This window comes from Caulobacter sp. 602-1, from assembly GCF_003931565.1.
Taxonomy (GTDB): domain Bacteria; phylum Pseudomonadota; class Alphaproteobacteria; order Caulobacterales; family Caulobacteraceae; genus Caulobacter.
In genome coordinates this window covers 190,771-204,018 of the sequence record NZ_RRYI01000004.1, presented here as the reverse complement: position 1 = coordinate 204,018, position 13,248 = coordinate 190,771, and the positions used below count along the sequence as shown (strand labels likewise).

The 13,248-nt window shown below is 66.3% G+C and carries 12 protein-coding genes; 3 read left to right on the top strand and 9 right to left on the bottom strand.

Translation table 11 applies throughout. The features are described from left to right. Positions 1-588: 588 nt before the first annotated feature. The 9 genes from EIK80_RS13575 to EIK80_RS27030 all read right to left on the bottom strand — a co-directional run bounded on the left by EIK80_RS13575 (position 589) and on the right by EIK80_RS27030 (position 8,411). Entirely contained in the window at positions 589-1,005 is a 417-nt protein-coding gene (locus tag EIK80_RS13575) for a ribbon-helix-helix protein, CopG family (protein WP_125157540.1), read from the bottom strand. Then, a complete protein-coding gene (locus EIK80_RS13570) occupies positions 1,002-2,972 on the bottom strand; it encodes a conjugal transfer protein TraG (RefSeq protein ID WP_125157539.1) in 1,971 nt (656 codons plus the stop codon). Before EIK80_RS13570 ends, EIK80_RS13575 begins: the two co-directional genes overlap by 4 nt. A 12-nt stretch (positions 2,973-2,984) precedes the next feature. Then, complete coding sequence (locus tag EIK80_RS13565; RefSeq protein ID WP_370450222.1) at positions 2,985-4,499, bottom strand: relaxase/mobilization nuclease domain-containing protein; 1,515 nt, start codon at positions 4,497-4,499, stop codon at positions 2,985-2,987. Positions 4,500-4,932: 433 nt separating this feature from the next. After that, positions 4,933-5,763 carry a lytic transglycosylase domain-containing protein gene (locus EIK80_RS13560; RefSeq protein WP_125157537.1) on the bottom strand — a complete coding sequence of 277 codons (831 nt, stop codon included), beginning with the start codon at positions 5,761-5,763 and terminating at the stop codon, positions 4,933-4,935. Next, positions 5,760-6,278: a S26 family signal peptidase gene (locus EIK80_RS13555; protein ID WP_125157536.1), complete on the bottom strand. Its 519-nt coding sequence runs from the start codon at positions 6,276-6,278 to the stop codon at positions 5,760-5,762. Before EIK80_RS13555 ends, EIK80_RS13560 begins: the two co-directional genes overlap by 4 nt. Further along, positions 6,275-6,754, bottom strand: a complete 480-nt coding sequence (locus EIK80_RS13550) for a DUF2840 domain-containing protein (protein ID WP_125157535.1) — start codon at positions 6,752-6,754, stop codon at positions 6,275-6,277. Before EIK80_RS13550 ends, EIK80_RS13555 begins: the two co-directional genes overlap by 4 nt. Next, positions 6,747-7,034 (bottom strand): AlpA family transcriptional regulator, encoded by a 288-nt coding sequence (locus tag EIK80_RS13545; protein ID WP_125157534.1) that lies wholly within the window; start codon positions 7,032-7,034, stop codon positions 6,747-6,749. Before EIK80_RS13545 ends, EIK80_RS13550 begins: the two co-directional genes overlap by 8 nt. 123 nt (positions 7,035-7,157) lie before the next feature. Beyond that, on the bottom strand, positions 7,158-7,904 hold the full coding sequence (locus EIK80_RS26685; protein WP_233586615.1) for a DUF2285 domain-containing protein: 747 nt from the start codon (positions 7,902-7,904) through the stop codon (positions 7,158-7,160). Positions 7,905-8,072: 168 nt separating this feature from the next. Beyond that, positions 8,073-8,411 carry a helix-turn-helix domain-containing protein gene (locus EIK80_RS27030; protein ID WP_125157533.1) on the bottom strand — a complete coding sequence of 113 codons (339 nt, stop codon included), beginning with the start codon at positions 8,409-8,411 and terminating at the stop codon, positions 8,073-8,075. 153 nt (positions 8,412-8,564) lie between these two features. Here EIK80_RS27030 and EIK80_RS13530 point away from each other — a divergent pair, with 153 nt between their 5' ends. The 3 genes from EIK80_RS13530 to EIK80_RS13520 all read left to right on the top strand — a co-directional run bounded on the left by EIK80_RS13530 (position 8,565) and on the right by EIK80_RS13520 (position 13,214). Further along, positions 8,565-9,068 carry an RNA polymerase sigma factor gene (locus EIK80_RS13530; protein ID WP_158624679.1) on the top strand — a complete coding sequence of 168 codons (504 nt, stop codon included), beginning with the start codon at positions 8,565-8,567 and terminating at the stop codon, positions 9,066-9,068. Between the two features lie 13 nt (positions 9,069-9,081). Beyond that, on the top strand, positions 9,082-10,080 hold the full coding sequence (locus EIK80_RS13525) for a FecR family protein (protein WP_125157531.1): 999 nt from the start codon (positions 9,082-9,084) through the stop codon (positions 10,078-10,080). 125 nt (positions 10,081-10,205) lie between these two features. Further along, positions 10,206-13,214 carry a TonB-dependent receptor gene (locus EIK80_RS13520; protein WP_125157530.1) on the top strand — a complete coding sequence of 1,003 codons (3,009 nt, stop codon included), beginning with the start codon at positions 10,206-10,208 and terminating at the stop codon, positions 13,212-13,214. Positions 13,215-13,248 lie beyond the last annotated feature (34 nt).

The following is a 13,248-nucleotide window of genomic DNA, read 5'->3' as shown; positions in this document are numbered from 1 at the left end:
CCAACGTTGGGAGCTGGAAGTCCTGCCCTTATCTGTTCGGAGGATCGCCGCAGGGTGGCGCACACCGGGCGAACTTGCGGCGATGTCTGCGCGCGCGCCCGCTAGCGGTCGAGACTGGTAGCTGAGGGAAACGCCAGCGCAAAAAAGCGTAGGTGCGCGGGGTACCGGTCCGCGCCAGACCGCCCAAAGCCAGGGTGCGCCAAGAGGTGACGTTGGCTCACCTCCAAGAACACGACGTTCAGGTGACCTCCAGAAACGAGACGTTCAAGCTGCCAGCGCGCCAGCGCGCCGGCGGAGCCTAGGCCGCCAACCGAGCGTCGACCTCTCCGTGCCTCACGATATGGGAGCGCAGCAACGGGGCCAAGCGCGCCACCTAAAAAGCCGACGTCGGAGCTACGGTGCTGACTTCACACAAAGATACGGCCTGAACCTGCGCTCGGCGGCAGCAAAGATTTCGCGCTCGATTGCGGAATAATCTCGCCAGCGAAATGCAGACATTCCCAATGTCGGCTAATGGGATGAAACAGCCGGGCCGCTACCGCTCAAGACCTCGTGCAGGAAGCGGACGTTCGCAACGGAAGCGATGAGTCATGTTTGCCCCTCTCCGAGGACGTCGTTCAACACCTCCTCGCGCAAGAGACGTCCTTCTGAAATCCGTCGCGATAGCAAGTCGATGAACGCCGCATATCGCTCCTGCCCCTTCGCGCTCGCCGCCCGATCTTCCACCGCCGACATCGCCGGCGTCACCTTCAGCCAGGTCTTCACGAAGAGCCCGATGGCCTCATTGGCGATCGTGACGTCGCGCTCGAGCCGATCGAGCTGCCGAGACATCCGATCGAGCCGGCGAAACAATGCCGCCTCCCCGGCTTCGGCGCTGTCGGGCGACAGATAGGTCTCGACGGCCGCCCGGACGATCTCAGACTTCTGCCGTTTCGTCCGGCGGGCGCGGTCGTCCAGGACGCGGATGGTATCGCTGGTCAGGAACACCTTGGTGGGGATCTTCATGCGTCGCTCCCCAGCGGGATGCCGTCGTCACGATCCAGCGCCGCCTGGCGCGCCACGCCCGTAAACCGGCGCTGCAGTTCTCGCCCCTGCTGGGCTTCGTCACCTTCCTGATCCACGCCCAGATGGACGTCATCATCGCGGTACTGCGGCGGTGGGACTTCGAGACTATCCAGGTCAGGTTCTCGCTTAAGCCCGCCGTCATCTTCCGCCGTCGAGCGCCCAGCCGTGCTTGTGGCCATCGCCGAGACCACGCCACACCAATCGGCCGCAATGCGCGCGTTCGGGACGCCCGCCGCAGTGTCCAGCACACAGACCCGGCCAGCGAGACGTGGATCGGCGTAGTAGCGGATCTTGGTCGCCCGGATCGGCGGCGCGCCAGCCACCAGGACGATGGCTTCGTGCGGCGGCAGCTGCATGACCTCGCCGGGCGTGAGCAGCGGACGCGCGGTTTCCTGGCGCGAGACCATCAGGTGTCCAAGCCAGGGAGATAGCCGGTGGCCCGCATAGTTGGCCATCGCCCTCATCTCCGTCGCGGTGCCCAACGTGTCGCTGATCCGGCGCGCGGTGCGCTCATCGTTGGTCGCGAACGCCACGCGGACGTGACAATTGTCCAAGATCGAATGGTTGGACCCGTAGGCGCGCTCAATCTGGTTCAAACTTTGCGCGATCAGGAAGGCCTTGATCCTGTACCCAGCCATGAAGGCCAAGGCGGCCTCGAAGAAATCCAGCCGGCCCAGCGCGGGAAACTCGTCAAGCATCAGCAAGAGCGGCCGACGGCTCCGTGAGGCCTCCAAGCCTTCGGTCAGTCGTCGGCCGATCTGGTTGAGCACCAGGCGGATCAGCGGCTTGGTGCGGCTGATGTCGGATGGTGGGACGACGAGGTAGAGGCTGACCGGCTTGTCCGACTCCACCAGATCGGCGATGCGCCAGTCGCAGCGCGAGGTGACTTCGGCGACGACGGGATCACGGTAGAGCCCCAGGAAGCTCATAGCGGTCGAAAGCACGCCGCTGCGTTCATTGTCGCTCTTGTTCAGTAGCTCGCGCGCGGCGCTCGCCACGACGGGATGAACGCTGTCGCCGAGATGGCGAGTCGTCATCATCGCCCGCAGGGTGGTCTCGATGGGCCGGGACGGATCGGCCAGGAAGTTGGCCACCCCGGCTAGCGTCTTGTCGGGTTCGGCGTAGAGTACGTGCAGGATCACGCCGACGAGCAGGCTGTGGGAGGTTTTCTCCCAGTGATTTCGGCGCTCGAGCGCACCTTCCGGGTCGACCAATATGTCGGCGATATTCTGAACGTCACGGACCTCGGTCGGCCCGCGCCGCACTTCCAGCAACGGGTTGTAGGCGCTGCTAGAGACGTCGGTGGGATCGAACCGCAGGACATGGCCGAACTTGGCGCGCGCTCCGGCGGTCAGCATCCAGTTCTCGCCCTTGATGTCATGGATCACCGCCGAGCCCGGCCAGACCAGGAGGCTAGGCACGACGAGGCCCACTCCTTTGCCACTCCGCGTGGGTGCAAAGCATAGGACGTGCTCGGGGCCACTGTGGCGCAAGTAGTGGTCGCCGTGCCGGCCCAGCATCACCCCGTCGTCACCAAGCAGGCCAGTGGCCTTGATGTCGGCGGTATCCGCCCACCGCGCCGAACCATAGGTCGTCACCTTCTTGGCTTCCCGCGCGCGCCAGACCGACATGACAATCGCGACGGCAACGCCGATCATGGCGCCTGAGGCGGCGATGAATGCGCCGCGCACGAACACCGACGGCGCGTAGGCGTCATAGACAAACCACCAGAAGAAGAAGGCTGGCGGTGGATAGAGCGGCCAGGCGCCGAGTCGAAACCAGGGTGGTCCAAGGCCCGCCTGATAGCCCAGTTGCCACGCGACCCATTGCGTAGCGGCCCAGACGCCGCCAAGCGCCAAGGCGGCGATCAGCAGGATCTGGCCCCACAGGATTTTCGTACCGTTCATTGCTTGCACCTCTCAGAGTCCAAGCCCGCGCTTCTTGCCCAGCGACCAGTCCATGCCGCCGCTGGGCGACATCATTCCCCTCACCTCTCGTCCGAGCTGGGCGTCGAGCGACCGCGTCCACGGCACCAGCTGAAACCCCAGACCGTCCTCGATCATCGCGAAGCGGCCCGAGACCAGATCCAGCCGCCGGCTGTAGAGGCCGGAGACTACGTCGCCCTTCCCGGTCTCGACGAACGTGGCGCCCGTCTCGGCCCGGATATTGACCGCCACTCGCGCCAACTCCTGGCCGCGCAAGGCGCCGATGAGATCGCGCGCCGGCGTCAACGTCCCGTTCTGCCGGTTGGCAAGGCCCACCTTCTCCAGGTGCGCCCGCCGTTGATCGAGCGCGGCGCGCGCTTCCAGGCCGAAACCCGCCTGAGCGAGCACCTGCGGGTCCCGCGCAACCATCTGCCGATCTAGCCAAGTCGCCCCCGATGCCTTGACCTGGCCTGCCAGATCCAGGTCCGATCGATGGATCAACTCCAAGCGCGCGGAGCCATCGTCCAGCGCCCGCGATCGAACCTCCACCAGGCCGCCTATCGGGGTGTCGCCCGTCTGGATCAGGTCCCCGAACCGGAAGTGGTGGATCCGGCCATCGACCGCATCGACAACCACATAGGCCTGGCCGCTCAGTTCGTCGTGAAGGCCCCGGTCGGCTAGTTTCCCGACCACAGGCGCGGCGAGCTCACGCTCCTGGATGACAATGGCGTTTGGATCGCGATCCTGCCCGCGCATCGTGGCGTGCAGCGTCTTGATGATGTCGCCGCGGATACCCAGTGCGCGCAACTGCGTCTCCAGGTCTTCCGACAGCCTCCACCGGCCTGGCGACTGGGCCTCGGCCAACCCGAGCCGTTCGAGATGCTGGACGCGTCCGACCAAGCGAAGGTCGCCCGCTTTTGGGCGCTCGGCGTCGGGCCGCAGATCAACGACGCCCGCTTCCCCAGCCAGATCACGAAGCCGTCGGTCGAGTTGGGTCCAGCGATCGGCGGTCATCTCGCGATTGAGACTGGCGGCGATCTCCGCTTCGGTCCTGGGCCCAAGCTCCAGCGAAACCAGGCCTTCGGCCAATTCCCGAAAGCCATGCTTCATGAACTCGGGATTGATGACCAGGTCGCGTCCGTCATCGGCGACGCCACGGACCAGGACGTGGACGTGGGGGTGATCGGTGTTCCAGTGATCGACAGCGATCCAGTCCAGGCGCGTGCCCAGTTCCCGCTCGGCGCGCTCCATCAGTTGGCGGGTCGTGGCCCGCAGGTCCTCTAGTCGGGCCGCGTCCTCGGGTGAGACGATGAAGCGGAAATGATGGCGATCCTCCTCGCACCGCTTGGTGAACGCGTCATGATCGGCGATGCCGTCGCGATCGAACATCTCAGCCCGCTCGCCATCGCGCGTGGCGCCCTGCCGACGCAGGTAGCTCAGGTGCATCTTCATCGGCGCCGCGCGATAGCGCGCGCCCCGGTGCTGGACGATGCGGGCCTTGATGATCACGCGCCGGGACGCCAGGCGCCCCCGCGCTCCAGCGCCGCGGCCGAACCGCCCGGCGCGGCCGCGCGCGCCATGGTCCAGCGTTCCAAGACCCGAACGACGGGCGGCGGTCAGAACCTCGCCGACGAAGCCTCGAACCTTGCCTCCAGCTCCGGCGCCCCGATCGCGAGGCCGGCCGATCCGGAGGCGAAAATCGTTTTCCCGCTTCATGAGGCCGCTCTGACCAAAAGGTCCCGGTCAAACCTCTGATAAATCAGAACAATCTGCCCGAAGAGGAACCTGCGCCCTTGGCCAGGTTCCTGTAAATCCTCAACACCATCAATGACATGGGACCCAAAGGTCCCTGTCCTTTTATCTGGCCCTAGGACTGAGCCTGCCCCAGCACCCTTCCAGCACCACTTTTCGACGCCCGCGCCTGCCCGGCAGCCACGCATGATCATGGCCACAGACCCTTGTGCGGAGATTGCGCACCGTCCCAGCCAGGCAGCCCCTCGTCCAAATGACTAGGCTGAACGAAGAGACTCGCGCCGCGCGGGTCTCTCGTCCTGGCAGGCCGATGCCTGCTGGACTGTCCGAGCAGCAAGGGAGCCAGCCGCTGGACATAGATCCTCGTCTCCAGCGGCAAGGATTGCGCGCCAGTCAGGTGGTCGGCGTAGCGTTGGGGGCCAGCATTATAGGCGGCCAGGAAGCCCGGCGATCCGAACCGGTCATACATGCGGCGCAGGTAGGCCGCGCCAGCCAGAACATTGGCCCGAACATCGTAGGGGTCGTTTCCAAGGCCAAGTTCGAGCGTCAGTTCACGCCACGTCGCCGGCATCAGTTGCAGCAGGCCCATCGCGCCCTTCTGCGAGACCGCGTCGGCTCGACCGCCGCTTTCCTGGCGCATCACCGCGTAGATCCAAGCTTCAGGCAGCCCAAAGCGCGACGCCGCTTCCGACACGGCCTGCGCGATGGAGGAGCCGGATTCCGCCTGGACGCCAACGGGGGAAGCGGCTTGCCGAGCGGCGGCGGGCGCGGCTGTCGCGAAGACGCTCAAGGCCGCAATCAAGGCTGCGGACGCGCGCAAAGCGCGCGGGGTTTTCCCTGTCGTCTCGGTCGTAACAACCGTGCAGCCGGGCTTGTCGGCATCAAGGGCAAGGCGCGAGAGGCGCCGGCCTGGCGGCCGCCCTTGACCCCGCCCGCGCCCAGCCGCTGACACGATCTTGACCGGGACGAGGAAAGAACCGGCAAACCGACCGAACAAGGAAAGGATGGAAGATCGCCTCATCTCCGCGCCTCCCAGGTCCACAGCGGGCGCGCCCGACCGACGAGCCCAACGCGCGGAAGAGGCCCGAAGTAGCGGCTGTCGAGGCTATCGGGCTGCGCATTGACGAGCATGATCTCGCCGGCGACAAGACGGCGGCATTCCTGGAACGGGGTCAGCGCCCTGCCCCGCCGATCATTCGCCCCCGCGCGCGCCACCGGCTCGCCGTCGATCGACAGGACGCCGCCCCGTCCGCAGACGTCCTGCCCAGGAAGCGCGGCCACCTGCTTGAGCAGCGGCACGTTCAGGGGGAGATAGCGACGGATCGCCAACCATCGCGCCAGGTCCGGCGGCGGCTTGATGGCCACCCACTCGCCGACCACGGGCGCTCCAGGACGCAAGACATAGAAGCCCAAGGGGGCGCTGGCCGTGGTGTTGAACAACAGGCGAGGCGCAAAGCGATCGCCCCCTCCCATGCCGATCAACAGACATCCGGTGGCGGCGACCGCGATGAGAGGAAGCTTCCGGTCGGCCCTCATGACAGGAACATCCGCCGCAGCAACCAGGCGCGATGACGATGTCGCGAATAGACCCGCGGCGGCAGGCCGACACCCACGCGCGCGCCCACATGGCGCCAATAGTCTGGCGCCGCGAGGTCCGGCCGGACGCCGACCCGCTCCACGCCATCGATCGCTTCGAGCACGCTCTGGACCCTGGTCCAGCCCGCCACGTCGAGCAGGATTTCCGCGCCCGGCGACACCTCTGGATAGGTGGTGAACGGCGCTCCCGGCGCGACGGCCTGCAGGATGGCGATGCGGGAATCGACCGTGCCGTAATCCCCTGCTCGCCATCGCACGAAGGCGAAGATCGCGCCGGGCGCGAACATCACCGCGCGCCGTCGGCGGTCATGGACCTGCTCGGCGATCGGCCGGCCAAAGCGAATCCAGCGCTCGATCCGGTCCTTGAGGAAGACCAGCTCCACGCGGGTGACGCCGCTTGTTGGACGCTCAGTCATCGCCGTGACGCCGCGCGTACGCCGGCGCAAGGGCGGCGTGCTGCTTGGCCGGTGGCGTCACCACGGCGGCCTGGTCGCTTGTCGAACGCCGCTCGCCACGGCGCGACCACGCCTCCAGATCGGCGAGTGTGTAGACGATCCGTCCGCCGTTCTTGCGGTAGACCGGACCGGTGCCATAGCAGCGATGCTTGGCCAGGGTCCGCTCCGAGATGCGGAGGTGTTTGGCCGCCTCGGGCGCCACCAACAGGCGCTCGGCGGCCGAAAGCTCGTTCGGCGACATGCTCTTGATCCTCACGAAACCGCCGGCAAGCCCCGGACATCGGGCGGCGGTCGAGGAAAAGCCTGGCGCCCGATCGGCAGGATCAGGGATGGCGAAGGCGGCCCAGGGTTGTCTTCGCCATCCTCAGAAGCCCGCTCGCAGCAGCTTCAAGTAGCCGCCCGCCATGAGAGCCTTGCCGCGTCTTACGAGACGGATGGTGACGTCGCGCCGGGGCGAGGCCTTGAAGTCGTCCTCAGCGCCGCTGTCCTCACCGAATAGACCGGTAGCGATCTGCCGGTAGCTTTGCGCCCGAAGCGACGCATCGAGCGCGAAGAGTGTGCGGGCCAGGCGCGCGCGCTGCTCGATTGAGAAGCGAGATCTAGGCGGCGTGTCCGTCGTTTCCGCGCGGCGCAAGGCATCGACCGCGCGAACACGCAGGTTGAAATCACTGTCGTAGGACAGGACGACCACCAGCGGACCGGTGGGCGTCGCATCGCCACGAAGCTGGACTTGCAGGCCGCTGGGCAATCGAAGGTAACGCCCGTCCTCGGCGGCAACGGGACCATCAACACTGTCGGGCAACGCCTTCGCTCGGCCGAATGATCGCGCTTCCATTGGCACCACCAAGGCAGGCGCGACGTCGGCGCGCCAAACGACACGCGCCTCTTCAGACGGAAGTCCGGGGTCGGCGGGCGCGGCGAGGCCCCAGCGGCGATCCAGAGTCGCCGCGCCGTGTTTTAGGGTCCTGAAATGCTCTTGATACGTCTGGTTTCGGCGCAAGAACTCCCAGCACATGCTGGGCACGGTCAGAGGAAGAAGCGCGCGCCAACCACCGTCGCGACCGCCGCCCGACGGCCAATCCGAGCCCGACGTGGCGTTCGGTGTGGCCATGCCACATTGGCGGCAGAGGGATTTTGACGGCGCATCAAAAAGGTCGTGTTTGCGATCTCGCAGACGCTCAATGTGCGAGCGAACAAGGACCTTGGCGCAACGATTCTGGAGCAGTCCGGCGACGAAGGACCTGAGGACGCTCGAATTGTTGCGCAGAAATGCGTGGCGCTATTTCCGCATCTTCAAGGCGATGGCGATCAGATCGCGAACATTCTGAAGCTCGCCGTCAGTCAGCGGCGAAAGCAAACTGATGATATCTACGAGCGGATCTTCCCGCCCTTCACGGGCCGCGAAATCGCCAAGCTCGAACAAATCCCGCACTTCAACGCCGAGCGCATCTGCCAGAAGCGACAGACTTTCAAACTCGGGCGCAGACTTACCGTTCTCGATGCGGCTCAGTTGAACGTTGGTCCGACCGATACGGTCGGCCACCTCCTGCTGCGATAAGCCGGAGCGCACACGATGGTGGCGAACTAACGCGCCAACCTGCTCTTGTAACGTGGCCATACGCCCAACCGCACCCGTCGAAAACTACGAGGCAATGGTGAGCGAAGGTCACTCCAGCGCACATATCTCTGAATGTTATCAACGAAGAAGTTTTGCCTTTCAATGTTAAATTGGATGAGAGATTCTGTGGGGCAATCTCTAGTGGATCGTCCCATGGATGGCTTCTTCTCCCCCGCGCCCGCGCGCGCCAGTCTCGCGGTCGCCGTCGATGCGTTGTTTCGGCGCTACGACACGTGGTTCCGCCGCACGCTTCGCAAACGCTATGGCGACATGGCTGATGACCTCGCCCACGAGGCCTATCTGCGCACCGCCGCCCACGAGACCGAGGGCAAGGTTCGCCATCCCAAGGCCTTCCTGCTCAACGTCGCCAACAATCTGGCGACAGACCAGTTTCGCCGACAGAAGCGCGAGGACGATCATATCGCCTACAGCAGCGCCCTGACCTTCTCGTCCACGGTCGCGCCGCAAGAGTATCAGTTGATCCTCAAGCAGATCGTGCTGGCCCTACCGCCAGAGTTGCGCGATGTTTTCGTGTTGAGCCACATCAACGGCCTGACGCATCGGGAGAGCGCGTTGCAGCTGGGACTCACCGAGCGCACTGTGAAGGACCGGATGCGCCGAGCCACACTTCGGGTGGCGGCGGCCATGCGGGACTAGGGCGGCGCTCGTCATGATCAAAGACCGTAAGAGTTCCGCGCGCACGACGCGCGAAGCGGCGGACTGGCTGGACCGCTTGGACACGCCTCCGCACGAGACCGAGGAACTGGAAGCGTTCTCGGCCTGGCGCGCGGATCCCGAAAACCGCGCCGAGTACGAACGGCTGGAAGACATCAAGCGCGCCATGGCGACGATGCGGGACGATCCCGACATGCGCGAGGCCGCGGCCGAGGCGCTTCAGCGCGGCGTCACACGCCGCAAACGCTATTCTCCCCTGGCGCGACGTCCACGGTGGCTGGTCGGCGGACTGGTGGCTGCCTGCCTCGTCGCGACGATCGGCGCTTTCGCCCTACGGATGCCGACCTATTCGACGCGCGTGGGCGAGACGTTCAGCGCCACGCTCGAAGACGGCTCACACGTCCAGCTCAACACCGACAGCGCCGTGCGCGTTCGTTATTCGGCCGGCCAGCGCCGCATCGAACTCCTGCGCGGCCAAGCCCTCTTCCAGGTCGCGCACAATGCTCAGCGGCCCTTCATCGTCTCGGCCGGCAACACCCAGGTGCGCGCCCTGGGCACCCGTTTCGATGTCAGGAAGATCGGCGATGATGTCCGGGTCGTGCTCGTGCAAGGCAGTGTCGAGGTTTCCGACCCCGCCGTGCGGCCAGCGCCCTGGCGGCTGAAGGCTGGCCAATCGCTGGCCTTGCCGCGCACGGCCAGCGGGGCGACAACGCCGACAACCGTCGACACGCCTTCCGCCACGAGTTGGACGACCGGAAACCTCACCTTCCAGGGCGTGCCCCTGTCGGAGGCGGTCGCCGAACTGAATCGCTACAGCCGCGACAAGATCGTCCTGGCACCGGGCGTTCCGGCCGACCGCCTGGTCACCGGCGTCTTCCCGGCCGGGGAACAGGGAGACTTCATCGCGGCGGTCTCGTCGATTTTCGACCTGAAGAGCGTCCGGAAGTCGAACGGCGATCTGGAACTGCAACCTCAAGGACCCACATCCGGCTGACGTCATAATTTTTTCACGAGGACGCTGTCCTGCGACGTCATCTCGGTCGTCTCACCCGCGATCCATCGACGGGGCCACGGCGCATCATCTCGAGCGCGCCCGCCGATGGCGGGGGAAACTGAGAGATGACGCGTACCTTTGGTGGCTTGTTGAGCGGCGCCTGTGTCGCCGTGCTGGCCCTGGCCAGCGCGCCTTCGAGCGCTCTTGCGGCCGAACCTGTCGTGCCGATCACTTTGCCGGCCGGGCCGATGCAATCGTCGCTCGTGGCGCTGGCGACCCAGGCCGACGTCAAGATCCTGTTCGAAACTGAACTCGTCGCCGGGCTCAACGCCCCGGCGCTGCAGGGGCGTTTTACCGCGCGTGAAGCGGCGGAGCGGTTGCTGAACGGCACGCGCATTTCGGTCGAACAGGTTCGGCCCGGCCTGCTGGTGTTGCGAACGCTCCGCTCGCCGGTGAGCACGCAACCGACCTTCGACGGCGCCGAAGGCCTGGCCAGCGCCGCGCCCCTGGTCACAGCCCAGGACGCGGTCATGGTCGAGGAGGTCGTCGTCGGCACGCACATCCGGGGTGGCCGCGACCGCACGGCGCCCGTCCTGCTCGTCGGCCGCGAAGAAATAGATCGCGGCGGCTACGGCAGCATCGCCGACGCGCTGGCCGCGCTCCCACAGACCTTCGCCGGCACGGCCAGCGACAAGACCGGCGCGATCGGCGCCGACACCACGGGGACCAACGCCGGCCGTGCGACCGGGGTCAATCTGCGCGGCCTGGGCGCGGACGCCACGCTCGTCCTGGTCAACGGCCGACGCATGGCGGGCGCCGGGATCATGGCCGACTTCGCCGACATCTCCAGCCTGCCGCTTTCGGCCGTCGAACGCGTGGACATCCTGCTCGACGGCGCTTCGGCGCTCTACGGCTCGGACGCGGTGGGCGGCGTGGTCAACGTCGTCATGCGCGACCGCTACGAAGGTCTGGAGACACGTGCACGGATCGGCGGGGCGACCCAAGGCGGCCTTGAGCAACGCCAGCTCGCGCAAACCTTCGGCACGGCCTGGACGTCCGGGTCGTTGCTGTTGAGCGCCGAATATCAGCGCCGCGACCACGTGCTTGGCCGCGATCGGGCCTATACCGCCAACGCCGACCTTCGGGAGTTCGGCGGGGCTGACCACCGTCTCTTCTACAGCCAGCCCGGCAATATCCTCAGCAGCAGCCTGGCGCCGGCCTACGCGATCCCCGGCGGACAGAACGGCTTGGCGCTTACCCCGGCCGCCTTCCTCGCCGGCCAGGTGAACTACGAGAACGAAAACGCCGTGATGGATATCCTGCCCACGCAGGAGCGCTCCAGCCTCTACGTCTCGGCGACCCAGCATTTGACCTCGCGCGTGACCCTCGACGGCGAGGTTCGCTACAGCAACCGCCGCTACACGATGCTCAACCTCGCCCCAATCGCCACGCTGACGGTCACACGGGCCAATCCCTATTTCGTCTCGCCCAACGGCGCGGCGTCGAACACCATCGCCTATTCCTTCCAGAACGAGACCGGCGCGTCGCGCAACACCGGCTCGGTCGAAAGCAGCAACTTCGCCTTCGGCGCCAAGGTCGATCTGCCCGCCGGCTGGCGGCTGGACAGCTACGTCGCCCATGGCGAGGAGCTGAGCCGGAACCGCAACACCAACCTAGTGAGCGCCCCGGCCTTAAATGAGGCGCTTGGCACAACCGCCGACAGCCCGATCAGCGCCTTCAGCGCCGCCCGCGACGGCTATTTCAATCCCTATATCGGCCAAGGCCGCAACAGCCAGGGCGTGCTGGATTTCGTCACGTCGGGCTGGGATCGCCGCCGCACCATCGGCAAGCTCGACATCGCCAGCGCGACGGCGGACGGCGTCCTCTTCCATCTGCCCGCCGGCGCGGTCCGCATGGCGGCTGGCGCCCAGATCCGTAAGGAGACCTTGAAGACGAACGGCGTGACGACCGCCAATTCCTTCACGCCGGTGGCCGGCTTTTCCCGATCAGGCGAACGCACTGTCTCGGCGGTCTTCGCCGAACTGCGCGCGCCGCTGTTCGGCAGCGACTTTCAGCGCCCGGGCCTGGCGCGGCTCGAACTTTCGGCCGCCGTTCGACGCGAACGCTACGAAGGCGGGTTGGAGGCGACGACGCCCAAGTTCGGCGTGGCCTGGGCGCCGGTCGAGGATCTGACCTTCCGGGCCACCTACGGGGAGTCGTTCCGGGCGCCGTCCATCGGCGAGGTGACCGACCCGCAAGGCGCCTCGCCCGTTCGCCTGAGCAACGGTTCGACAACCGTGCTCACCCTGATCCTGACGGGCGGCAATCCGAACCTCAAGCCTGAGACCGCCAAGTCCTGGACCACCGGCTTCGAGTACGCGCCGCTGGCCCACCCCGATCTGAAGCTGTCGGGCACCGTGTTCAAGACGCGGTTTGAGAACCGCATCGGTCGCCCGGCGGTGAACTACCTGTCGACGATCCTGACCGCCGCCGACCTGGGGCCGTTCCGCACCTTCGTCAGCCCGGCTTCCAACGCTACCGACCTCGCGCTGATCAAGGGCTATCTGGCCAACGCCTCGGCGGCGGCACAGGCGCTCTATCCCGCCGAGGCCTTCGGCGCGGTCGGCGACGCGCGCTACGTCAACGCCGGGGTGTTCTCGGTCCAGGGCTTGGACCTGACGGGCAGCTATCGCGCGCGGCTGGGACCTGACCCGCTAGCGTTCAGCGGCAACCTGTCGTGGCTCATGCACTACAAGCGCAAGATCACCACGACCTCTACGCCCGTGGAACTGGCGGGCTTGGCCGGCTATCCAGCCGATCTACGGGTCCGGGTATCGGCGACCTGGACACATGGCGACTTCAACACGACCGCCGCGCTCAACCACACCGGTGATCTCCACACCGAACAAGGCGCGCGCCGCATGGCGCCGCTGACCACCGCCGACCTCCAGGTCCAGTGGTCGCCGGAAGTGAAGTCCGGTCGTTGGCGCGGAACGACCGTGTCGCTGACGGTCCAAAACCTCTTCGACAAGGACCCGCCATTCTACGACGCCCCTCAGTACGTGGGCTACGACGCGGCCAACTACGACCCGAGCGGTCGCGTCGTGGCCCTGCAGCTGACCAAGGCCTGGTAGCGGCCCCAACCCTCAAGTCCTAGGAGTCTCAAGC

Coding starts and splice junctions, on each gene's coding strand:
- EIK80_RS26685 (WP_233586615.1), bottom strand. CDS start 7,904: ATGGCCACACCGAACGCCACGTCGGGCTCGGATTGGCCGTCGGGCGGC.
- EIK80_RS13560 (WP_125157537.1), bottom strand. CDS start 5,763: ATGAGGCGATCTTCCATCCTTTCCTTGTTCGGTCGGTTTGCCGGTTCT.
- EIK80_RS13525 (WP_125157531.1), top strand. CDS start 9,082: ATGATCAAAGACCGTAAGAGTTCCGCGCGCACGACGCGCGAAGCGGCG.
- EIK80_RS13545 (WP_125157534.1), bottom strand. CDS start 7,034: ATGTCGCCGAACGAGCTTTCGGCCGCCGAGCGCCTGTTGGTGGCGCCC.
- EIK80_RS13520 (WP_125157530.1), top strand. CDS start 10,206: ATGACGCGTACCTTTGGTGGCTTGTTGAGCGGCGCCTGTGTCGCCGTG.
- EIK80_RS13570 (WP_125157539.1), bottom strand. CDS start 2,972: ATGAACGGTACGAAAATCCTGTGGGGCCAGATCCTGCTGATCGCCGCC.
- EIK80_RS13550 (WP_125157535.1), bottom strand. CDS start 6,754: ATGACTGAGCGTCCAACAAGCGGCGTCACCCGCGTGGAGCTGGTCTTC.
- EIK80_RS13575 (WP_125157540.1), bottom strand. CDS start 1,005: ATGAAGATCCCCACCAAGGTGTTCCTGACCAGCGATACCATCCGCGTC.
- EIK80_RS27030 (WP_125157533.1), bottom strand. CDS start 8,411: ATGGCCACGTTACAAGAGCAGGTTGGCGCGTTAGTTCGCCACCATCGT.
- EIK80_RS13555 (WP_125157536.1), bottom strand. CDS start 6,278: ATGAGGGCCGACCGGAAGCTTCCTCTCATCGCGGTCGCCGCCACCGGA.
- EIK80_RS13530 (WP_158624679.1), top strand. CDS start 8,565: ATGGATGGCTTCTTCTCCCCCGCGCCCGCGCGCGCCAGTCTCGCGGTC.